Here is a 21,283-nt window from a genome sequence, read left to right as displayed (position 1 = left end):
AATAAGCTTATGAGCAACCAAATACCGCCAGTTCTAGATAAAATTTTCAGCGACGACAGTATACCCGATGCTGTCTTTTCTGTCTTGCTGCCAGCTTTGGGTGAAGTATTGCAGTGCGATCGCATTTTTCTCTACCTACGAGATCCGCATACCTCTATCGGTAAAGTTCCTTACTGTTGGCGTCGCACTCAAGAATATCCCAATATTGTTGACGCTGACTGGAAGAAAGAACCAGAATCTTTGCCAAAAGAAGATCCGCTCTTTGCTGCGGCACTGCATACAAAACCTTCTGTCTTTGTCGAAGATGTAGAGACAGCGAATCCGGAAGTCGTTAACAAAGCTTTCGAGCAAAAAGAATTTAGACATCGAGCATTAGTTCACGCTCACTTGTGCAAAGATAATTTGTTGTGGGGAATTCTGCAACCTTGTGTCTTTGGTCAGCCTAGAGTATGGACGCCGGAAGACCGCTCTATTATTGCCACAGTTACAGAGAAATTAACACCCCTTGCTGTTGCCTATATGTTAGCAGCGAAGTTTTCGATACCCGCCGTGGAATAAATTCTCTGGCTATAGCAATCCTAAATGATTGGTGAAACCCTGTAGAGACGCGATAACCCTTGTCTCTACTAAATATGGCTTGTCTCCATAGCCGAATATAAATTAACACGAATGTAGGGGCATATAGATTTTGGTAGGTTGGGTTGACGGAGGAAACCCAACACTAAATAGTGCTTGTCTCCATAGCCGAATATAAATTAACACGGAGGTAAAAACACACAACTATACGTTCCTACTCTTTACCTAGGTTCCTTGTCTCGGTATATAATTGCCAAAACTGTTACGGTTGCACAACTAATAAAACTAATCAAGTTTCCATACATCAAAACTAAATCATTTTGATAATAGCCGTAGAGAACCCCATTAAGCTGAATAAAATTAAAACCTAAAAAAGTAATCAAGGCTACATTCTTAGAACTCTTAGTCTGAACAATTCTTATTGCTTGTGGAATAAACAAGCTGGCGTTGAACACCATGCCCAATCCAAAAAAGAATGTGACAATCTCTTTCATACTGGCTGCAAACTTCAGGTGAGGGATAAGGGAACCGCAAATTACAAGTTTCTAGAATAATCTAGCGATAACAAATTCCCGATTGGTTACTCAGCTTCTGCTTGTTGCCTCTGCCATTGCTTCAAAACTTCAAAAGCATTAAAACCTCTGTATTGTAAGTAATTCAATAACTTGGCTTTGGTTTTTGGGTCGATACTTTGAAAATCATCAATTTTGTACTTTCGCATAACCTTTGTCTTTAAACCATCCAACTCGTCTGTATCCTCGCTTCCCTCTGCTTCAATTTGTTCGCTCCAGACTTGCTCGAATACCTCCGAGGAAATCCCTTTTTCCATACACTTGCGCCTTACCATAGATTTCCCATATTTACCTTGAGAGTATGCAATCAAGTTGGCGACTAAGCGCGTGTCGGATTGATAATCTTTCTGTTGCAAATCATTGATAGCCTCGGAGATTTCGTTTGGCTCAAATCCCTTTGATTGTCCTTTCTTCAAGAGTTCGTAAGCGCTATAGTCTCGGCGGGATATCAGGCGATAAAAATAGTCAATACAACTCATTCATTAAACAGCTATTATTTATATTTATCTTAACACATATAAAGCTTTGCTCGTTGTTTACCGCCTATAGAAGTTTAAAAAAGATTGGCGTTTAAAAGAATGTTAGTGAACCACAAAGACACTAAGAACACAAAGAAAGAAATAATTTAACTAATAAAATATAATTGCTATAATTGCCGTTAAAATAAACAATTCAAGGCTCAAAAAACTGGCTTTTTTACAGAATTTACTCCAACTCGATCTGAGGAAATTAGTTCCTCGATAAACTGCTGCATCCGTTCATAATGCGTGCCTTTCCAATAAATATGAGCGCATTCGCGACAGCGAGAAAATTCATTTATATATTGTTGGACATTGGGTGGCACTTGGTCAAGAATCAATTCCTTAGCCACAGGTTCTAATAATCCATTACAACGCAAACATCGTTGCAACGGTTTGACAAATTTAATCAGCTCAAAACGTCGCATTACCTCTCCCACTTGTCGTTCTGGATTAGTTTCTCTAACATAATATCCATGTGTTACCAAACTACGCATCAACAGACCTTTATCGCGAGTCAAGAGAATCCGTTCTTCAGTTGCAGAAATTTGAGCTAACTCTAGATCGTCATAGTCATTTCGATACAGGGTATCAAAGCCTAACATTCGCAAAGATGTCGCTAGCTTCCCTAAATGAATATCTAGAACGAAGCGAGGAAATTTTAACGGTTGAGGACGAACGAGAGAGACGATAGGTGTGTTTTCAGTCGCCGCAGAAATCGGATAAATATGGATGCGATCGCTATCAGTCACAATATAGGAGAAATCGACTGGTTTGCCGTTGACTTCGAGATAATCCACTTCCGGATGAGGGACGCCCAAAGATTCGATCGTGTCCTTAATCGAGGCTCGTTCCTCAAAAACATGAGTAATGGTTACGTGCCTTTTTTTGCGTGGCAAGAAATCATTCAATTCCGCGTAAAAATGAAAATCTGCTTTAGCCATATTGAGAAATTAATACATCGCCGTTCGGAACCCCACCTCAACCCTCCGGAATAAAAATTTATTCCTGATCTTCCCTCCTAAAAGCGGGGGATAGGGAGGGCGATATCCTGAAATTCTACTTCCCCATGAAAAAAAGTTTTTCCTTGTCTTCCCTCTGTCTGCGGGGGAATAGTTGTAGGTCTTTGCAAATTTTCACAAGTGAGATGCTTGCGATCGCTTGTTGCCCTCTTGTGGCAACTCAATTTAAAGTGTAATATATATGTAGTATATAAGATACAAGTGGTCGAGTCGCTTGTTGCCACTAGAGAATTCATCAAAGTAATCAGAGCGTTCCTAAACATCAGCGGAGATACGCTCCAGCTTTGTAATGCAAGGAGTCAAATAATGGATGCAACCCAACCAGCCATCTTGAATATTATTGTGCATCTGCGCTCTTGTAATGAGCCATTTCTCCTGCGTTATAACGGACAACCCCCACGCTGGAGCGATGAATCTCTGCATCGGGAAGCCTACGAACAAAATCCAGAATTGTACGCGCTTTTGGCTCTCATCACCCATGTTACAACGGGGCAGCGCCTGCGGATTTTGTTTCAGTTGCTGCAACGCTCTCGTGTGGGGATGTCGAAGGAAGCGCGTCAAACTAGCGATCGCGTCACTAATTTTTTGTTGGCGATTTTGCACCCAGACCAAGTTTTGACCGTCTTTTTAGCACTGCGACGGGTACGAGCTAATCACAAACATACCGCGAAGGCGATTCTCCAGTACATCCTCAATCATCCCCAATTTGAGGATATGGCTTTGCGCCGTCGTCCTGCGGTTGTGGATGCAATTGAACACGCGCTGGGGAAGAATGTGGCGCGGGGTTCTGTGAAGCTGTCCGACGCAATTGATAAAAGCGATTTGCGTCGCTATCTGTTGCGTTATGCCCATAATCCAGAATCGGTAAAAGCAATCCTACCTTTTCTGTATCATTCTCCTCTGGGAACAGGTTTAATTCCGGCGGTAGGCGAAGTTAAATATACCCTCGTTCATCAACAATATAGTCAATTTGAAGCGCTTCCAGAGCGTCCCAAGACAGTAACGGCAACCAATCGCGGTGATATTTCCGCAACCTTGGTGCATTTGTATCGGGGTGGAAAATCGCCGGAATTAATGTCAGCTTTGCAGCATTATGTCGAACAAGCTGCGGTAAACCTGCCGAAATTTTCAGGTCAATTGGCTTTGGTGTTGGATGCGTCTGCTTCGACGAGAAGTTATGGCGATCGCGAATACTGCTATCTGGCACAATCAGTCGCCCTCAAATTGGTACTCGAAAAATGCTGCGCTAACCTCAAAGTTCATACAGTTGGGGGAGTTGGCGAATTACCCATGCCAGAAGGTTACACCGACTTGGCAGGTGCTTTAGTGGATGCTTTAGAAGACTCACCCGATTTAGTCGCCATTGTCTCTGATGGTTACGAAAATATGTATCCGGGAGACTTAGAAAGAGTCGTTGCCACCTTGCCGCAATTGGGTATTCATACTCCAATTGTCTTCTGCCATAGCAAGTTTACCGCACTGGATGACCTGGAATTGAGACGACCTGCGGCTAACCTCCTCCAGAGAGAATTCTGGCATCAAGACGATTTTGAAGACTTGCTGAATTCGCTATTTGCGATCGCCAGTGCAAAGCAAACCGAAGCATCTTTGCAGGAATTCCTACGCCAAAAACTCATATTCCAAGAAAAGGAGTTAGCCACATGGACTACCATCAATTAGAGTTAATAATCCCCAACAAAGTCGATCTCTCTCCTTACCGCTTTGGAATTCCTCAACAGTCTGGAGCAATGACTGTAGTCCCCATCTTCAGTCCAGATTGCCCAGGTCAATTTACCAGTCCCCTCTCTGGATTGAAACTCAGTCGAGTTCACGGCTATGGAAATGTAGAACTCCATAACCCATCAACAGGTGTGGCGATTGTTCCCCTGCACATGGGTTATATCCAAGACCAAGCACAAAATCATGCTTTGTGTCGGTCAGCATTTATTGCTGCGGGACAGAAACTCATGTTTAAAGATGCCTGCTGCGTGCAATCTGGTCAAGGCGGTTATTTAGAAGGTCGAGAACAATGGTTCTTCATTCTCCCCCTACAATTGCGCTTTCAAGCATTGCAATTCCGGGGTCAGGAAGACTATAGCAAACTCTGGAAAGAAATTGAGCGTCTAAATCAGCGGTTTGATTTACCTCAACGCGGTCACTTAGAGCAAATTCTCAGTAAAAAACGCACCTTTCTGACCCAATATCAAAGCCGATTTGAATTGCTTCCCCAGCAAACGGGGGCATTGTTCTGGATTCGGAATCAGTTAGTTGGCGTGGAAATTGCTCCAACTGCGGCTTACTTCCAGGAAGTGTGGATGCCTCTGGTTTGCTTCTGCTATGGTGTGGCGGCGATGAATGCCCAAAAGCACGCAAAAGCAAGCGACAAATCCGTGCTTCCTTTTGCAGCCAGCAATCTGCAAGAACTGCGCCAGCAGTTGCACAAAAGCCGTCAGGAAAAACAGTTACAAGTTAGCGATTGGCTGAGTCAAACACCCGCAGAAAGATTTCGGCTCAAAGAAGAAGAACGCTTCTTGAGTCTGCGGTTGCATACCTGTAAAGGGAAAAACTTTGCGGGTCAGTTGGTCGAAGATTCAGGACAACTGGTGTATGCTTCGTTGTTTGCTTTCGCAATTTATTGAAGCCAACACTTGACGCGATAGCTCAATTTGTACTACAATAAATTATAGTTGGAACTGAGTTAGGCATTGGCGCTTACTTGATGATTCCATGTCATGGTTAAGAAACGCCACCGCGCTAACCGCCTGTCCAACTGTAATTTCCCGTCATATCTAAACTTTATACAGAAAATATAACCCCCTTCTCTATCCGGGAAGGGGGTATTTTATGCCATAAGCGTCGCTTTTCAAGACTCCCTTGGATTAGGTACCCTGAGATATCCTTTCCTCCAAAACAAGATCCCACAACTGATTACCAAGGCGACAGCCACGACAGGCAACCAAATCGCCAGGATTGATAAAATAATCGCACTGCCTGCTTCCAGGCTGGAAACCACCGCATTGCCGAATCCTCCGGTGAGTGCGGTTGAAGAAAAGCGAACCATTCCCGTTAAGGCTTGCACGATACCCGCCGAACCTCCACCCGCAATCACTGCGATTGTCCACTGAACTAAAGGATCGTTGTGTGGAAAGATGGCAGCAGTCAAGAAAGTGCCGACTGCGATCGCGGTTGGTGTAGAAACGATATCTAGCAAATTATCTATCCACGGAATGTAATAAGCGGCAATTTCAATACAAGTCGCCACTGCAAATGTCACCAACGCCGGATAAGTTCCCATCCACTCAAAATTCGGTGCTAGTGGCAGATGTCCAAAAAGTGCTGCCATGCTCATCACTAGCGGCGGTACAAAAATCCGAAAGCCACAAGCCGCACTCAAACCAATGCCAATTGCAATGCTTAATAATGTATCCATACTACTTAAATTTCATCATTCGATAGGGTTGCTCTCGCCAAATCCGCTTCAATTACCTTGGCACCTTTCAAGTTGACCCCACTCAGGTTCGTTCCACTCAAATCTGCGCCTCTTAAGTCTGCCAACTCTAAATTTGCTCCCCTTAAATCAGCTTCACTGAGGTTAGCTTCACTTAAGAAAGCTTTACTCAAATTTGCCCCTCTTAAATCTGCCAGCCGCAGGTTAGCCTTAGCTAGATTCGTTCTAGTTAGGTTGGCTGCACTCAGATTTGCTTCGCTCAAATTAGCTTCACTCAAATCCGCCTCACTTAAGTTCGCTTTACTTAGGTTAGATCCACTTAAGTTCGCTAAATTCAGTTTTCCCCAACTCAGATTCGCTTCGCTAAGTAAACACTCACAAAGCCAAGCACCTCTTAAGTTAGCATTGATAAAATACCTTTCTCCGGCTGCATAACGCCGCTTCAGCTCATCAGCAGCAAATCTGATTAAAATGGTACTTTTATCTTCGCTATAACACCATTCTGCACCCAATAATTTAGCAGCCGTGTTAACAGCTACTTCATCCTTTTTCAGCAATGTAACCCCATTACAGCCATCCCATTCACCACCGAGGATAAAAGCAATCTCTTGGGCAGCATATAATGAGTCAAACAATAGAACATCTTGCCTTACCCAGCCTCCAAAACTACTAACTCTGTTGCTGGAGAATGATGATAGTTTTCGGATTAAGTCTTTCATCCGGTGTTTTAAGCAATTTTATTCAAGGAGCATTCAAAGCGATAAAACTTTTGTATATCCTTATAAATACCCTAGCTAACACAACCGGATTGGACATCAATCAATAGATATATTCAGCGTAGTTCCCGCCGGAGGGACAGAGAGCGTCGTCTCCCAGAAGCCATCCCCTCGCTGGAGCATCAGGTTGTCAGTAACTCGCTGCCAATTATCGTATTTACAGCGCAATTTGACTTATTTTAAATTTGTCAATAACCCTTTGTAATAATCAGTTAACTTGATTTTTAAACGCTCTCGGTTCCCAAAGGAAAGCGCTCTCGGTACGCAGAGATATTTGTTCTCCTTAGCGTACCGAGAGCGTTAAAAATTCCTCATTTCAGGGTAAGCAATGCCCTATTCATCTATCCAATGTTTGGCTCTTTCAACTGCTTTTTGCCATATTGTAAAATTCGCCTGCGCCTGGGTGACTCCCGCACCAGGTTGGAAAGTTCGGTCAATTTGACGACTCGCTGTTAATGTGGCGTAATCTTGCCAAAAATTAGCTGCCAAACCAGCAGCAAAAGCGGCACCTTGTGCAGAAGCATCGAGAACGGCTGGACGTTCTACGGGAATACCTAAAACATCAGCTTGAAACTGCATTAAAAAGTCATTTTGACAAGCTCCACCATCTACTTTTAGCAAGGCAATATTGGTGCCGCTATCTTGGTTGATTGCCTGTACAACTTCTTTGACTTGGAAGGCGATCGCTTCCAGCACTGCCCTGACAATATGTTCTCGCTGCACCCCGCCCGTAATGCCGAAAAATGCCCCCCTGGCACTCATATCCCAGTGCGGCGCACCCAAACCACTCAACGCGGGAACGAAGTAAACACCCCCGTTATCCGCCACCTGCTGCGCCATTCGTTCTGTAACGCTCGCCGCCGTAATTAGTTTAATCCCATCCCGCAACCATTGTATGCAGGCTCCAGTGGTGAATATACTGCCTTCCATGCCATAGCCGACTTGGATTTTTCCGTCCTTGTCTGTCTGCGTCCACGCGACGGTAGAAAGGAGTTGATTGCGCGATCGCTGCATGTTTTCTCCGGTATGTGTAACTAAGAAGCAGCCAGTACCATAGGTGCATTTTAATAAACCAGGGCGATCGCAACCATGAGCAAATAAGGAAGCTTGTTGATCGCCCAAAATTGCCGTAATTGGCACCTCACCGCCTAATAATTCCGGTTGAGTGTAACCAAATAAGCCTAAACTTGCCTGAATTTTCGGCATCAAATGAGCGGGAATTCCAAATAACTTCAGTAGCGTCTCATCCCACTCCCGCGAAGCCAAATTCATCAACATCGTGCGACTGGCGTTACTATCATCGGTGGCGTGTACCTTACCGCCGGTTAGGTTCCAGAGAATCCAGGTATCAATCGTGCCTGCTAAAACATTCTCTAAGTCGATGGGGGGATATTCTCGTTGAATGTGTTCCAACAACCAAGCTAATTTAGTTGCAGAAAAGTAGGCATCTAACACTAACCCCGTGCGATCGTAGATATCTGCTGCGTGACCTTGTTGAGTTAATTGATTGCACAGCGGTGCGGTGCGGCGGTCTTGCCAGACAATTGCATTATGTAAAGGTCGCCCCGTGGTTTTGTCCCACAGCAGACAAGTTTCTCGCTGTACGCTTAACCCAATTGCAGCAATATCTTTTGTCGTTATCCCCGCCTTCTGCAATGCACTCTGCATCGCCCAACACGTATCTTGCCAAATTTCTCTGGGGTCATGCTCTAACCAACCCGGTTGGGGATAATACTGAGTCAGTTCTTTGTAAGCAGAGCTAACAACCGTCCCTTCAGCATTAAATAAGATCGCTCGGTTGCCGGTAGTACCGAGGTCTAGGGCGAGAACGTAGGCAGGAGTCAATGCAGTCATTGCAAGCTTTATCAGTAATAAATTGAGAGTTTCAGGACTTACGCAACATCACCACATCTGGGGGCACCCACAAGGGGATTGCCCCTACAAAACGCTATATGTATAAGCTTTGCGTAAGTCCTGACCTACACGGGAACCGTCACCGCCGCCTCAAATTGGGGCGCACCGACCGCTAGCGCGTCCGTCCGGCGCTCTGAGACAGTTATGAAGCGTGCGTCACGACACGAGTCTGCCGCGCTTCCTGCTCATCTTACGCGACAGTGACCGATCAATTAAAGGATTGCGGGAGCCTCGATCGCGTCTCTATCTATACTTCTTGAGTACAAATTGACGCAAAATGGCTAGGCAGAAACTCACCAAAAATGTTGATTTTTTCAGTCGAATTTAAGCCTTAGGATAGGGTATTTCCCTCAAACAACGAGTCTAAGCTGAAATAGATTGATTCATTCAAATTGAGGAAAAACTGATGCCTAGTGGTCACGCCAATCATAAAGGTTCTTCAATCAAACCCAACACTAATGCTAATGGTCGGATTGATACTGCTGCTGACCTCTCAGTAGATCCACAGGAGCTTCTGGATGAAGGTGTTGATGCTAGAAGAGCCGAAGCAGAAAGTATGGAGAATCCGGCTGCGACTCAACGAACTAATCAACCCGAATCGGGTAAGGAACAAAAGTAACTGTTGCTAAACGAGGCTGTCTGGAGCCAAGGCACAAGGGTGACTCTGCTTGCCAGTCTCTACCTGAATAGCAAGCAGAGTCTGATAATGAATTAGGAAGCCATAAACTGCCTCAACAATGACAAACCCGCCATTGAGTACAAGAGCAATTACAAAGGCAAAAGCTTCCTTCTCCCTGTAAGATTCCTCAAAACGATTAGCGATCCTGCGATTAATGCGTGCTACACAATCTAGATTGACTGCGGACGTGACCATTTTGCGAAAAGCGCTCTGCCAAGATTTGTTGATAAACTGCTTCGTAACCATCAGTCATCCGTTGCACGCTGAAGTAGGTTAGTACGTGTTCTCGACAAGCGTAGCGGTTCAATTGGGCAGCTTTATCAATTGCCGCGATCGCTTCTTCAACGTTGTGGGTCAAAAAGCCTGTCTTTCCGTGGGCAATCACTTCTGGTGTAGAACCCATCTGCATTGCAATCACTGGCGTCCCCGCTGCCATCGATTCAACCATTACTAACCCAAACGGTTCGCGCCAGGTAATTGGGAACAAGGTTGCAGCTGCCCTTCCCATCAATGCATTTTTTTGAGCGTGGTTTGCTTCACCTAAATATTCGATCTGCTTGCCATCAATGTGGGGCTTAATTTCCTGCTCAAAATATTCCACATCAACGACATCCACTTTCCCAGCCATCTTTAAGTGCCAGCCAGAACGTTTAGCAATTTCTATTGCCAAATGTGGTCCTTTTTCAGGTGAGATTCTACCTAGAAAAGCCAAGTAAGGGGGGTTATCCGGCTGAGGGTAAAACTCATAAATAGATGGATCGATGCCGTTGTAAACTGTAGCAACGCAGTTCAGATTTAGTCTGGGTTCCCGCTGGTCATTGGAGATACTAATGAAAGGTTGACGGCGGGCGTGCATAAACAGCTTTTCATTGTCTGGGGTGAAAATGCCATGCAGCGTGTGAACGGTGGGCGTTTTTACCAGGTTGGCATAAGGCAAGGCAGCGCAGCCCATGTGAGAGTGAATGATATCAAACTTATCCGCCTGCTCATAAACTCGACTCAGTTGTAGCATTTCGTAAACGCTATATTCCTTAACTGAGGGGTCTAAACGGATTGCCTGCGGATGAACAGATTCTAATTTAGCCAAACTGATGGAATCACCAGATGCAAACAAAGTGACCTCATGACCGCGCCGGACTAATTCATCGCAGAGTAAACCCACAACCAATTCAATGCCGCCATAGGCTGGAGGTGGCACTCGCTCCCATAATGGGGCCACCTGTGCAATTCTCATCACTAACCTCCTAATTGTAGTAAGGTAAAATTTGGATTAGAAGAGGCTCCGTTCTATTGATGTCTTGCCTTGTGAAGTAATTCATTCTTTTAAGGAAAAATTACTTAACAAAATTTTAATAGAATTTTTTTAACTTTGTAAATGCTACTTTAGACGGAAACTTGGAATTAGGAAGGTAGAGATACCCGAACCTAAAAATATAAAGTTTGAGATATAGGTTTAAGGATTAAAATATTGGCATTATGCGAGTTTTGCGGGTAATAATCTCTTGGTAGCGGGCGCTATCTTCCTGTAACTATCGCTCTCATCGAATTGCTCAGGAGTGTCTAATTAGATAGGGGAAGGCGATCGCGTTATGCCGCGATGATGCCCTTGCTTCCCCGTAACCTCCCTTAAAAAGAGGTTGAGGGGGAGCAAATATGTTGGACAAAAGCAATTTTCTTTTTCCTAGACTCCAGCCTGGGAATAAAGAAAACTAAGATGCGAGGTGCATTCCAGTCACCTTAGTATTGAGGTAACTGATTAAGTAGGTAGACATAATTAAACTCGCGCATCTAATGTAGGGAATGGTTGAGGCAACGTTACCCAACGCATGACACAGGTTTGATGGGTAACGCTTACGCTTTACCCATCCTACAAATAATTAGATCCATCTACTTAGCTTCCCGCATCGGGTTTCGTTGAGGAAGCACAATAACTATCACTCACAACTGTAGAGGTAGAAGACATCTTTACAACTTGTCTGCGAGATTCTCCGGAGTGCAACTGTTTTTCCGGATGCATCACAATTTTCTTACAAACAACTTGATGAGTGCCTACATCCGCAAAGCTCCAGATGTAATTTTCAAAGTCGCTGCTAGTCGCATTAGCTGGAGATAGCGCTAATGCAGACAGTAACACTATCTCCAAAGTTAATAGAGCTACGATCGCAATTCTCAGCATAGTATTTCTATCGAACTACAAATTTTCCTCATCTGTATTTCTCTAATTATTCCCTGGATTTTCGTCTATAGCAACCCTATTTGAGTTGTGAGCCAGCGCTTCAGATCGCCGACAACTCTTACGAAGTCGGGGATCTCGCCTTCACGAATCATTTAGGATTGCGATAGTTGTGGCGCTGTACCAATTTACCCGTGCAGATTCGCTCTTCATTGTCTTGGTGAGAGTAATTGTCACACTTGTTAGCTACTACGGGGCGAAAGTGGTGCCGGGAATTGGTATTCCAAGGAGTCCCTTATTGGCTCCCTTGACCTTGCTGTTGACTTGAAATCTTGAGACTCCTAAGGCTGAAGCCGCTCTGAGTCTCAATTCAGCACAAAAGTGGAGTTTTAGCCAGGAAGCCATTAAGTGACTGAGATCGCACAAATTGTGCGATCTCAGTCACAAGTTTTTGCGATCGCGATCGCAAAAGATGCCCAAAAGAATCACTTTTAGATATCCCATCGCATCACCAATGACAACCGGAAATTCACCGATATTATAGATATCGAGTTCAAGTCCCAAGCGATGCCTTCTATCCAACTTCTCCCCACCGCCCTCTCCGAGTTATTCGCTCAGGTTACTTACTCTGGTTCCCTGACGCTGGCTGACCGCTACGGACTTATGGCAGCGCTATTAGATGATTCGCTGGGTGAAGAAGAGAGAGATGTCATCGACCGTCTGCTTCGCGCCGTGTGTAAAGGACGGCTTTCGTTGGTGGAGCAAATTTCGGCTGTAATGTAGAGAACAAAGCGAACGGGACTTCAGATAAAAAACAATAGGACTCGAAAGAAGCTCCTCAGTACATCCCCGATGGGTACTGAGGTTTTTTGCTTTTGGTAGCTCCGATTTGGTGAACGTTGGAGTTTGAATTACGCTCCCCGGTAAAGCTTCGGTTCCGGTCTTTTTGGGAGTAGGATGCAGAAAAAACCTTTGCCAGCAAGAAATCGTCCCCCAAAAAACCTTACCCCCAGTTCCTCTCCTTCAAAGGAGCGGCGAGCCAGAAAACCTTTTGCATCTTCGCCTCTCTGTTAACGGAGAGGGGGAAGGTTCTTTTTGGCTGTAATCAACCGGATTTTATAGATTAAATTGCCACATCAGGACGGCGCAGTTGACGCCATAAAATTAATAACCCTAACGCGATCGCGAGTACAACCGCTGTGGCAGCAATTAAAGGTTGATTGGCTTGACGTACCGCGATCGCTACGAATGCCCAGATAATTACGAAGGGGTAGGCAATATCTGCCCGTTTTATGGTAATCGTAGCAGCGATCGCTGCCGCTACAACCAGCAGAATTACCGTCCATATTTGAGGACTGATGCCCCAACCATTCCAACCCAAATAGTCAAGCGTACTCGCCACATTCACAATTGTCGCAACACTAATCCAGCCTAGATAGATGCTCAAGGGAATGTGAACTAACCATTTTTGTGTCCTCGATCGTTCTAAACTAATTCCCAACCGTAGATAAATCCCAATCAGGGGCAGTAATATGAACAGCATTGCCACAACTGAGAGTGTAAACAGTTGGTACTCGAAAAGAAACACCCAAGCGATTTGTGCAATACTTGCTAATACCAAAAAATACCCTTCCCGACGCAGATAGGGATTTTGTCTTTGAGCGGGTAGAACTTGATAGACTCCAAAACTAATCAAACCCAAATAAATGACTCCCCAAATCGCAAAAGCATAGTTGGCGGGGATGATTGGGACTTCACTGAAGAAGCGATTAGAAATTTCCCCAATTGTCAATCCATTGGGAGGAGCAACATTTGCATAGACATTAATCGCAAATGCGGCAAGAATAGCGATGAAGTTAGCAACTGACCGCAGGAAATCTGAGTCGAAGCGCTGATTGACAGATTTCATATTGTTACCGCCTTTTTTTCAAGGCTTTGTTTGACAATTCAAGCAGCAAAAATTGTGGCACTGATTTGCTAAAGAGTGAGAACTGCTCAAACCACTGCAAATTCTAGGTTAAACAAGTTCATCACGCTTTAAGGAACCAGTGCCACGAACGCACCAACCCGCTTCAGAGCATACCGGGTAAAGATATTGATTTCTGGTGAGCGATCGCTAAAAGACAGAACTTCTATTTCAAGCGTTCGTCATTGCCGGACAAGCAACGTTCGTCCCACCTAGCCCACAATACCCATTTGGGTTTTTGGCAAGGTACTGCTGATGATAGCCTTCTGCGTAATAGAACTCAGGGGCATCAAGAATCTCAGTAGAAATTGTCCCATACCCGGCGGCTTTCAGGGCTTGCTGATAAGCGTCTCTTGATGCTTCAGCCAGCTTCTTGTGGCTGTCTGAATACACATAAATTCCGGAACGGTACTGGCTGCCGGTATCATTGCCTTGGCGCATCCCTTGGGTAGGATCGTGGCTTTCCCAGAAGAGTTTCAGGAGTGTTTCGTAACTAATCACTTTCGGGTCAAACACAACGAAAACCACTTCATTGTGACCTGTCATGCCCGAACAAACCTCGTGATAAGTGGGGTTTGGGGTGACTCCTGCTGCATAGCCAACTGCGGTGGTGAAAACTCCGGGTTGCTTCCAGAATATACGTTCTGCTCCCCAGAAACACCCCAAGCCAAACATCGCCATCTCCATCCCATCGGGATAAGGAGGTTTCAGCGGATTACCGTTTACATAGTGAATAGCGGGGACTTGCATGGGTTCTGCGCGTCCCGGCAATGCTTGCTCGATCGTGGGCAGACTTTGCTTTTTACCAAATCCGAATAACGCCATTGATTCTGACTCTATTTTGTGATAAACGTTTTAACCTTACTTAATATTGTAAAGAGTTTGGCGTCCCTTGAAGAGCGGGGAGGAGGTGGGGTTAGCCGAAACCTCACCCCCCAAACGCCTCTGTGTTAACACAGAGGGGGCAATTTCCTAAGCGTGGATGCTGCCATCGGGTAGGATTGCTCCCGCTAAGTTCGCTCCAGTCAGTTTAACCAGGATTCGGTCTTGCGAGCCAACCTTAGCGCCCCTCAAATCGGCTCCCCTCAAATCGGCTCCACTGAGATCGGCTCCAATTAAGTTAGCTTCCCGCAAATTAGCATTGCTTAGGTTCGCTTGCAGCAGGTTGGCTCTAAAAAGATTCGCTTTTTCTAGGTTGGCTCCCTGAAGATTCACCTTATGCAAAAAGGCATCGCTCAAATTGGCGTTGCTGAGGTTGGCATTGCTCAAATTTCTTCCTGACAAGTCTTTTTCTTTGAGATTGGCTCCGCTCAAGTTGGCTCCGCTCAAGTCGGAATGCGGCTTAGGAGTCTGATGGGGAGATTGAGGCGGTGATTGATAGGAGTAACTAGATTGATAGTAAGAACTCGGTGGATGAGCGCGATCGCGTGGCGGAGCTTCGGCATTTCGATTCTTTTCGCTCGGTCGAATTGACCGCAAGCGATCGCGTGCCTGATTAATCTCTTTGAGTTTTTCTTGAGCTTTTTGCTGTAACCGAGGATTATCTTTCGGGATGCGATCGGGGTGCCAAATAAAAGCCAAGTCCCTATAAGCCTGGTTCACTTCTTCGAGTGACGCTCCAGGCTCTAGTCCCAGCACTTTGTAGTATCGATCTAGATCGCTCATCTATCACTACCCTAGCAGGCGTTGCCCGTTGAACGAATGCTTCTTTTGGGGTGAAATAATTAGACCCCGAAACCTCTAGGGGCGATCGCGCTCCTGTTGCCCTTCCCAGTATTAGATGACTGAAAATTGCTGGTCGCTTGGGTTGCAATACATCAAAACCTGAACCGAAATGTATTGAGTCTGTAGCGAAGCGCTGTTTGCTCTTACTTGTCGCGTTCTTGCTGTAAAAGTTAGCGAGAGGCACTCATCCCCCCTAAGGAAGGGGAAATTCCGCGTGCAGTGTAGAGAGTTGTAGCTCTTTTTCCACCATTGATTCAGGAATCGCGGCTGCACCGACACCGCCTTCAACCACTGCCTTCACCATCTCGCTACTGTTCAATACTAAAACTACATTTAACTGGGTGGGATCGATTCCCCAATTTTGCAAGGCTTGCTCAAATATTTGCTGCGCTCCAGAGCCAGACTCTCGCATTACCCAACTGGTTGTAGAAAGTTCTGTTACGGAAATCTCTGCAAGCCCAAACCAGGGGTGAGACTTTCCCACGACAATTTGTAAGCGATCGCTCAACCTTCTTGGGCAGACAGACCGAAACTTACCCAGAGTCCTGACTACACTGAGGTGACTCAATCTCTTGACAGCCTCTTGAAAGCAAAGGACGCACCCGATAATTCCGGTTATACACCAGAGGAAATACAACAGAAGCTCGGTGAGTTGCAACTGCAAAAATATATCTTAGAGACAGCAGCAGACTGGGGGCAGTGCCGCAATGAAACCGGGAAGACATTGGCTGTCTATGCTCATAAAGCCAAAAAAGCTAACTTTTCCCAAGCAAGTACTCTCTACTACCTGGGGAATGGTAAAGTCACGGACGATGATTGGAACTGTGATGGCGTTTACTTGGCAAGTGGTGTCAAAGTAGCTGGCTTAACCCCTGGTGACACCCAAGGACAAGAATTAGGGGAGCCTGTAGCTCTCAAAATAGTCGCTGGAACCCAATTAGTGGCTAAAACTAATCCAGAAACTGGTGCAGTTGAATTCAACGTTCCTGCTGCGAAAGTTTTCAAAGCAGGTGAGGGTACTTGGTCTATTCCTAACTTGTCGTCAGCGGATGTGGAAGCGCAAATTCCTAACGCACCAATCGAGGATTAAATTTTTCACGCCTGTTTAGCACTTTAGGCGTTTTTCCTCTAAAGAGTAGCAGAATGACCGCCAGGGTATGAAAAGCTACAAGAGATAAACTGTTGAACAGCTATCATACTCTGGCTAATCTAGCGGTTCTCACTTCGTTGCAATATACTCGGAACCTCACCCCCCTGTTCCCCTCTTTGCAAGCGAACAGGGGATTGGGGTGGGGTTAAAAAACTGTACTGCATCCAAACGAGAATTGTTATAGACCTGATAAAATTTTCTGGAAGATTGGGTTCTGGTTCAAAGTGCTTCTGAAGCGATAAAGCTTGTGCATATTTGTACATCTAAACTAATAATTAAGGGTGGTATCGTGTGCAGCTATTGTTTAAACCTATAAATGTGAGGACAGAAAAACTAGAGAAACCGAAACGACGGACTTCCGAGCGAGTGCGGGATCATTTGGCAAATGAACGCACCTACCTAGCATGGATGCGGAGTGCGATCGCGCTGATGGGATTTGGTGTTCTGATCGTCCGTCTTCGTCTCCTCCGTCCACCTCTTGCGCCTCAACCCCCTGGTAATGGGTGGAAGTTAGGTTTAGTGTTTTCCTTAGTTGGTTTGGTAACGGTATTGCTGTCAACCCAGCACTACTTCGCTGTTCGACATGACATTGATGAGGATACATACGAACCTGCGGATCGCTGGGTGATTCTGTTTAGCCTTGCCGTACTCACCTTGGGAGCTGGGGTTATCTACTACGTCTTCACAGTTCCAATTGAATCATTAAGTAGTGTCATACTTGATTGACATCCTCCCACCGCTCGCTCGGCGTACCGATATAGCGGGGGATTCCAAAGATTGCTCTTTTGAAATTCCTGCTTCAACGAGACGACTTATGCTCAATTGTTGCCAATTCAACGAGAGAGGTCGGACTCTCCACAGGCGTTTTCTGCGTCTGGCGCAGCAGTTACGATGTGCCCCACCGTACTGATTGCTTTATTCAAGATGTTGATAGCAGCATTATGGTCACGGTCTGCAACATATCCGCAGTGCGGACAAAGATGCGTTCTCTGACTCAACGCCTTCTTGACTCTTTCACCACAGTTCGAGCAGTCTTGGCTCGTGTATTGGGGCGACACCGCCACGGTGACGACTCCAAACACTTTGCCAAAATACTCCACCCAACGGCGAAACTCACCCCAAGCCATATCACTAATCGATTTAGCCAGGTGATGATTCTTGACCATGTTGCGAATCTTCAAATCTTCATACGCCACGAGGTCGTTAGACTTCACTACGCACCTTGCCAACTTACAGGCAAAGTCTTTACGTTGACGTTGAACTTTGAGATGCGCTCTACCCAAACGGTTGACGGCTTTTCTGCGGTTTGCAGACCCTTTCTGCTTGCGAGACACGCGACGCTGAACCTTTTTCAATCGCCGCTCAGCATGACGCAGGTGACGTGGATTCTCGACCTGATTGCCGTCACTGTCGGTCAGAAAATGAGCCAGTCCTACATCCAATCCAACTGTGTGTTTGGTTGGCTCTCGGTCTTCAGTGCGCTCTACGTCCAGGCAAAACTGAACATAATAGCTATCACTGCGCCGCACCACTCTGACTCGATTGATCTGATCAATCTGGTAGAAGTGCAAATCACGAGTGCCCCACATCTTAAACCTTCCGGCTTTGAATCCATCGGTGAAGGTGATGAACTGTCGGCACTCGGACAGCTTCCAGCCTGTGGTTTTATATTCCACAGAAGCGCGGATTTGAGGGCGTTTGAATTGGGGATAGCCTTTCTTGCCGGGAATCTGCTTTTTGCAGTTTTCAAAGAAGCGCGAAATGGCTCCCCAGGCACGTTCGGCGTGAGCTTGACGGGCTTGGGAGTTGAGCTTCTTGCACCAGGGGAATTCGACATTTGCAGCAAGCAATGCACAGAGTTTGTACAGGTGGTATTTATTGGTGCCCCGGTTGTCCATCCAGTACCGCAGACAAGAATTCTGGACAAATCGAGCCGTGCGAATTGCATCATTGAGCAACTCGAACTGCTGTTTTTCGCCCTTCAGTTTTGCCTCCAGTACCAACATATTTACGCTCTACTCACTCACGTAAATAATGCAAGTATACGACAACTCTGCACCCTTAAGTTCTCAGGGATTGACAATTCCTCACGCCTGCCCAATCTCGCGTTTCAGCTACGCTTCACCTTGGTCAAGGGCACAGTTCGTCATCGCGAAAGCCTTTCATCCCACCGCCAGCGTGGAGTATAACTGAGATTTTGTTTAACTCACATCTTGCACCAAGCCTTCAGAATGGAATTCTGAGGCTATTGCATCTCCTCGTCCCAAAAGCGCGGACTAACCGAAAATCAAGGGTTTTGTAACCTGTCGGGAGCCGGTGCGAGTTTGTGTAGCTGCGGTTTCAACCGCCAGGTGCAAGATGTGAGTTTAAGTAACCCATTGAGAGCCTATGGGAAAAGTCATTTTTAGCAGTTTTAGACCGCAGATAAATGCAGATCAGGACTTACGCAAAGCTTATACATATAGCGTTTTTTCGGGTTCAATCCCCCTGTGGTTGTCCCCAGATGTCTGATGTTGCGTAAGTCCTGAGATATAGCGCCTTAGACCTTACCGCACGCTACGCAGATATTTTTCACCGTCAATTATTTTTAGGATAGGCTCTAATGTCTAGTAATAAATGCACTTTTCATAGGCATTCTGGGATGCTATTTGTACTTCAAAGCCTAAGAAAGTAATGATTAAAAATTGGAGGTTTTGTGATAAAAATTAGTTTGGAGAAATCTAGGGTTAGTAAATTTACTACCACTTATTTGATTGTTGGTATAGAAATAATTATTGCTTTATTAAGTGGTCTGACCTTGATTGCACTTGGGGCGGGTGGAGGGGCTTGGATACTTGGGGGTATTGCTGCTGGTGCCTTGGTGTTTTATTTCTATCATCTATATAACAATCAATCTAAACCTAATCGTAATTCAAGGAAATTTGGACAGATTATTGTTGGTCTTACTGTAGGATTTTCTCTCAAACACAGTAATCTACTAACTATTTATTCTCAATTACATATTTTTCTATTTTTAACGTTATTCTTACTATTCAGTGGTGGAATTATTGGTTATATATATTCACGTATTGAAAAAACAGACTTACTAACTGCCATGCTTGCTACGGTTCCCGGAAATATAGGAATTATGGCAAGTATAGCAGCAGACTATGGTAGAAATATTTCACTTGTTTCTCTCGTTCAGTTAATACGGTTTACGGCGATTATTATTGTTATACCGATCGTTGCTAATGTTTCTAATCCTCATGACATTAGTGCGATAATTCATTCCGTTACTGAAAATTTATTTTTTATAGATTTAAACTACTTATCTTTACTATTCTTATTGCTCTTTATAACATTATCAACAGTTAAAATAGGCAGTTATTTAAAAATTCCTGTTGCTGGTTTCTTTTGTTCAATAATAGTTGGTGCTGGTTTTGATTCGTTGCTAAATTTACTGCCATTTTTATCCCATATCGATTTTAATCTACCCCCTTTATTTAATTTAATTGGTCAAATTCTATTGGGAATTACAATCGGTGAATATTGGGGAATGAACCCAAAGCTGGGAAGGCTTACAGTAGCCTATGCTTCGGTTCCTGTCGCCATGACCTTTTTGGCAGGATTCATTTCAGCAGGAATTGCTATGTTGATCGCGCCCTGGGACTGGCTAACGTGTTTGCTGGTGACATCTCCAGGAGGCTCTCCAGAAATGATATTGATCTCTTTGGCTTTACATCACAATGTTGAGATTGTAACCGCAGGTCATCTAGTTCGACTAATGACTATTAATATATGTCTTCCAGGTTTGGTGTCTTTAATTTGCTATCTAGAACGCCGTTCTACAAAAAATCAAGATAGCGTAGCAGATCAGCTTAAAACTATATCACCCAAATCAGCAATGCCATAATTCCTTTGCTACGGTGTTAACCTTGGGCTATTGATTGCTCTTCATCCACAGTTAGCTCATCTTCACGAACAGTACTCGGTTTTGTTAAATGTGGTCTGATTAGCAGACTAACACCAATTGTCCAAGCAATTGAAACCATCCATCCTGCCAAAATATCACTGGGAAAGTGAACCCCCAGATATAGTCGCGTCCAACCGATCGCTAATACGAATACGCTCTCCACAACCAGCACCAACCAGCACCAGTTACTATTCCAGGTCAAAATGACTAAAGCAGCGATCAAGGTCATACTGGACATAGCATGACCGCTGGGAAATGCGTAATCAAACTCTGGGGAGATTGACTCCCATAGGTTGGGACGCACTTGATGCAGTAACAGTTTGGCGGTGCGGTTGATCAAAATGCTCCCTAATAGAGTGGTTAGCAAATAGGCGAGCGATCGCCACTTTTTAAGGCGCAGCAACACTAATGAGATTGAAGTAGCAACTGGAAATACGCCCCAAAATACTCCGAACTTGGTTAACGTTTCCGCAAAAACGTCTAGTTGTGGCTGTGCTATCTTGTGAACTGCTAGCAGGAGACTTTCATCCCAGGAGAAACCGCCTTGATTCTGCCATACCACTAATGCAAGTTCCTCAAAAACCAGCATTGGTAAACACACTCCTATCAACAGCAGTAGCAAAGAACGCCAATAAGCGACGAGCAGCTTTTCGAGAAAACTTAGGAAAGATAAAGAAAGCTTCCACAAATTAGAACTAAACATTCACAAAAAATAGCTTTAAATGTGTACAAACCGAAAAAAAATTATTGATTGTGTTTTGAGATAGTAGCACCCTAATGGTGAAGACCACTTGCTATCATCTATCAAATAA

General features: G+C 45.0%; 25 protein-coding genes and 1 pseudogene. 10 read left to right on the top strand and 16 right to left on the bottom strand.

Going from position 1 to position 21,283, the window contains the following annotated elements:
- The first annotated feature begins 9 nt into the window (after positions 1 to 9).
- The gene (locus ACFW2W_RS26265; RefSeq protein ID WP_378184817.1) at positions 10 to 558 is read left to right on the top strand and encodes a GAF domain-containing protein; all 549 of its coding nucleotides are present in this window, start codon (positions 10 to 12) and stop codon (positions 556 to 558) included.
- Positions 559 to 797: 239 nt separating this feature from the next.
- Here ACFW2W_RS26265 and ACFW2W_RS26260 read toward each other — a convergent pair whose 3' ends face one another.
- The 3 genes from ACFW2W_RS26260 to ACFW2W_RS26250 form a co-directional block, all read right to left on the bottom strand.
- Positions 798 to 1,070 carry a hypothetical protein gene (locus ACFW2W_RS26260; RefSeq protein WP_378184815.1) on the bottom strand — a complete coding sequence of 91 codons (273 nt, stop codon included), beginning with the start codon at positions 1,068 to 1,070 and terminating at the stop codon, positions 798 to 800.
- Positions 1,071 to 1,156: 86 nt separating this feature from the next.
- Positions 1,157 to 1,627 carry a regulatory protein RecX gene (locus ACFW2W_RS26255; protein WP_378184813.1) on the bottom strand — a complete coding sequence of 157 codons (471 nt, stop codon included), beginning with the start codon at positions 1,625 to 1,627 and terminating at the stop codon, positions 1,157 to 1,159.
- Between the two features lie 200 nt (positions 1,628 to 1,827).
- Complete coding sequence (locus tag ACFW2W_RS26250) at positions 1,828 to 2,610, bottom strand: Mut7-C RNAse domain-containing protein (protein WP_378184811.1); 783 nt, start codon at positions 2,608 to 2,610, stop codon at positions 1,828 to 1,830.
- A gap of 384 nt (positions 2,611 to 2,994) precedes the next feature.
- Between ACFW2W_RS26250 and ACFW2W_RS26245 the strand changes: the two genes are divergently transcribed.
- Both ACFW2W_RS26245 and ACFW2W_RS26240 read left to right on the top strand, forming a co-directional pair.
- On the top strand, positions 2,995 to 4,368 hold the full coding sequence (locus tag ACFW2W_RS26245) for a VWA domain-containing protein (protein WP_378184809.1): 1,374 nt from the start codon (positions 2,995 to 2,997) through the stop codon (positions 4,366 to 4,368).
- Positions 4,350 to 5,327: an ARPP-1 family domain-containing protein gene (locus ACFW2W_RS26240; RefSeq protein ID WP_378184807.1), complete on the top strand. Its 978-nt coding sequence runs from the start codon at positions 4,350 to 4,352 to the stop codon at positions 5,325 to 5,327. The genes ACFW2W_RS26245 and ACFW2W_RS26240 overlap by 19 nt, the downstream gene beginning before the upstream one ends.
- Positions 5,328 to 5,551: 224 nt before the next feature.
- Here the strand turns inward: ACFW2W_RS26240 and ACFW2W_RS26235 are convergent, their stop codons facing one another.
- From ACFW2W_RS26235 to glpK, 4 genes are all read right to left on the bottom strand, one after another.
- A complete protein-coding gene (locus ACFW2W_RS26235; RefSeq protein ID WP_378184805.1) occupies positions 5,552 to 6,118 on the bottom strand; it encodes a DUF4126 domain-containing protein in 567 nt (188 codons plus the stop codon).
- A 5-nt stretch (positions 6,119 to 6,123) separates the two neighbouring features.
- Positions 6,124 to 6,855 carry a pentapeptide repeat-containing protein gene (locus ACFW2W_RS26230; protein WP_378184803.1) on the bottom strand — a complete coding sequence of 244 codons (732 nt, stop codon included), beginning with the start codon at positions 6,853 to 6,855 and terminating at the stop codon, positions 6,124 to 6,126.
- Between the two features lie 96 nt (positions 6,856 to 6,951).
- Positions 6,952 to 7,080: a carbohydrate-binding protein gene (locus tag ACFW2W_RS26225; RefSeq protein ID WP_378184801.1), complete on the bottom strand. Its 129-nt coding sequence runs from the start codon at positions 7,078 to 7,080 to the stop codon at positions 6,952 to 6,954.
- Positions 7,081 to 7,245: 165 nt separating this feature from the next.
- Positions 7,246 to 8,766, bottom strand: a complete 1,521-nt coding sequence (gene glpK / locus ACFW2W_RS26220; protein WP_378184799.1) for a glycerol kinase GlpK — start codon at positions 8,764 to 8,766, stop codon at positions 7,246 to 7,248.
- Between the two features lie 466 nt (positions 8,767 to 9,232).
- Here glpK and ACFW2W_RS26215 point away from each other — a divergent pair, with 466 nt between their 5' ends.
- Positions 9,233 to 9,445, top strand: a complete 213-nt coding sequence (locus ACFW2W_RS26215; RefSeq protein WP_378184797.1) for a hypothetical protein — start codon at positions 9,233 to 9,235, stop codon at positions 9,443 to 9,445.
- A 211-nt stretch (positions 9,446 to 9,656) separates the two neighbouring features.
- Here ACFW2W_RS26215 and ACFW2W_RS26210 read toward each other — a convergent pair whose 3' ends face one another.
- Positions 9,657 to 10,739 (bottom strand): glycosyltransferase family 4 protein, encoded by a 1,083-nt coding sequence (locus ACFW2W_RS26210; RefSeq protein WP_378184795.1) that lies wholly within the window; start codon positions 10,737 to 10,739, stop codon positions 9,657 to 9,659.
- Between the two features lie 657 nt (positions 10,740 to 11,396).
- Positions 11,397 to 11,681 (bottom strand): hypothetical protein, encoded by a 285-nt coding sequence (locus ACFW2W_RS26205; protein ID WP_378184793.1) that lies wholly within the window; start codon positions 11,679 to 11,681, stop codon positions 11,397 to 11,399.
- Positions 11,682 to 11,850: 169 nt separating this feature from the next.
- Between ACFW2W_RS26205 and ACFW2W_RS26200 the strand changes: the two genes are divergently transcribed.
- Entirely contained in the window at positions 11,851 to 12,006 is a 156-nt protein-coding gene (locus ACFW2W_RS26200) for a DUF1614 domain-containing protein (RefSeq protein ID WP_378184791.1), read from the top strand.
- A 113-nt stretch (positions 12,007 to 12,119) separates the two neighbouring features.
- On the opposite strand, the gene ACFW2W_RS26195 is transcribed toward ACFW2W_RS26200, so the two are convergent.
- Positions 12,120 to 12,242: a hypothetical protein gene (locus ACFW2W_RS26195; RefSeq protein ID WP_378184789.1), complete on the bottom strand. Its 123-nt coding sequence runs from the start codon at positions 12,240 to 12,242 to the stop codon at positions 12,120 to 12,122.
- Between the two features lie 3 nt (positions 12,243 to 12,245).
- Between ACFW2W_RS26195 and ACFW2W_RS26190 the strand changes: the two genes are divergently transcribed.
- Positions 12,246 to 12,461: a hypothetical protein gene (locus tag ACFW2W_RS26190; RefSeq protein ID WP_378184787.1), complete on the top strand. Its 216-nt coding sequence runs from the start codon at positions 12,246 to 12,248 to the stop codon at positions 12,459 to 12,461.
- A gap of 340 nt (positions 12,462 to 12,801) precedes the next feature.
- Here ACFW2W_RS26190 and ACFW2W_RS26185 read toward each other — a convergent pair whose 3' ends face one another.
- The 4 genes and pseudogenes from ACFW2W_RS26185 to ACFW2W_RS26170 form a co-directional block, all read right to left on the bottom strand.
- Positions 12,802 to 13,587, bottom strand: coding sequence for a tryptophan-rich sensory protein (locus ACFW2W_RS26185; protein WP_378184785.1), 786 nt, complete (start codon positions 13,585 to 13,587; stop codon positions 12,802 to 12,804).
- Between the two features lie 228 nt (positions 13,588 to 13,815).
- Positions 13,816 to 14,469 carry a peptide-methionine (S)-S-oxide reductase MsrA gene (msrA, locus tag ACFW2W_RS26180; protein ID WP_378184782.1) on the bottom strand — a complete coding sequence of 218 codons (654 nt, stop codon included), beginning with the start codon at positions 14,467 to 14,469 and terminating at the stop codon, positions 13,816 to 13,818.
- 147 nt (positions 14,470 to 14,616) lie between these two features.
- Positions 14,617 to 15,309: a pentapeptide repeat-containing protein gene (locus tag ACFW2W_RS26175; protein ID WP_378184780.1), complete on the bottom strand. Its 693-nt coding sequence runs from the start codon at positions 15,307 to 15,309 to the stop codon at positions 14,617 to 14,619.
- Between the two features lie 271 nt (positions 15,310 to 15,580).
- Positions 15,581 to 15,874 (bottom strand): annotated as a pseudogene (locus ACFW2W_RS26170) (LysR substrate-binding domain-containing protein); the annotation flags it as partial.
- Between the two features lie 54 nt (positions 15,875 to 15,928).
- Between ACFW2W_RS26170 and ACFW2W_RS26165 the strand changes: the two are divergent.
- Both ACFW2W_RS26165 and ACFW2W_RS26160 read left to right on the top strand, forming a co-directional pair.
- Positions 15,929 to 16,459, top strand: a complete 531-nt coding sequence (locus ACFW2W_RS26165) for a hypothetical protein (RefSeq protein ID WP_378184778.1) — start codon at positions 15,929 to 15,931, stop codon at positions 16,457 to 16,459.
- Between the two features lie 372 nt (positions 16,460 to 16,831).
- Positions 16,832 to 17,245, top strand: coding sequence for a YidH family protein (locus ACFW2W_RS26160; protein ID WP_378184835.1), 414 nt, complete (start codon positions 16,832 to 16,834; stop codon positions 17,243 to 17,245).
- Positions 17,246 to 17,352: 107 nt separating this feature from the next.
- Here ACFW2W_RS26160 and ACFW2W_RS26155 read toward each other — a convergent pair whose 3' ends face one another.
- Positions 17,353 to 18,525 (bottom strand): RNA-guided endonuclease InsQ/TnpB family protein, encoded by a 1,173-nt coding sequence (locus ACFW2W_RS26155; protein ID WP_378184776.1) that lies wholly within the window; start codon positions 18,523 to 18,525, stop codon positions 17,353 to 17,355.
- Positions 18,526 to 18,553: 28 nt separating this feature from the next.
- Here ACFW2W_RS26155 and ACFW2W_RS26150 point away from each other — a divergent pair, with 28 nt between their 5' ends.
- Positions 18,554 to 18,712: a hypothetical protein gene (locus ACFW2W_RS26150; RefSeq protein ID WP_378184774.1), complete on the top strand. Its 159-nt coding sequence runs from the start codon at positions 18,554 to 18,556 to the stop codon at positions 18,710 to 18,712.
- A gap of 502 nt (positions 18,713 to 19,214) precedes the next feature.
- On the top strand, positions 19,215 to 20,411 hold the full coding sequence (locus tag ACFW2W_RS26145; protein WP_378184772.1) for an AbrB family transcriptional regulator: 1,197 nt from the start codon (positions 19,215 to 19,217) through the stop codon (positions 20,409 to 20,411).
- A gap of 16 nt (positions 20,412 to 20,427) precedes the next feature.
- Here the strand turns inward: ACFW2W_RS26145 and ACFW2W_RS26140 are convergent, their stop codons facing one another.
- A complete protein-coding gene (locus ACFW2W_RS26140) occupies positions 20,428 to 21,174 on the bottom strand; it encodes a phosphatase PAP2 family protein (protein ID WP_378184770.1) in 747 nt (248 codons plus the stop codon).
- Positions 21,175 to 21,283: the final 109 nt, after the last annotated feature.

Origin of the sequence: Coleofasciculus sp. H7-2 (genome assembly GCF_042747725.1) — a bacterium.
In the GTDB taxonomy this organism is placed as follows: Bacteria; Cyanobacteriota; Cyanobacteriia; order Cyanobacteriales; family FACHB-T130; genus FACHB-T130.
The sequence above is the reverse complement of the archived record's forward strand: the minus strand, read 5'-3'. Positions and strand labels throughout refer to the sequence as shown.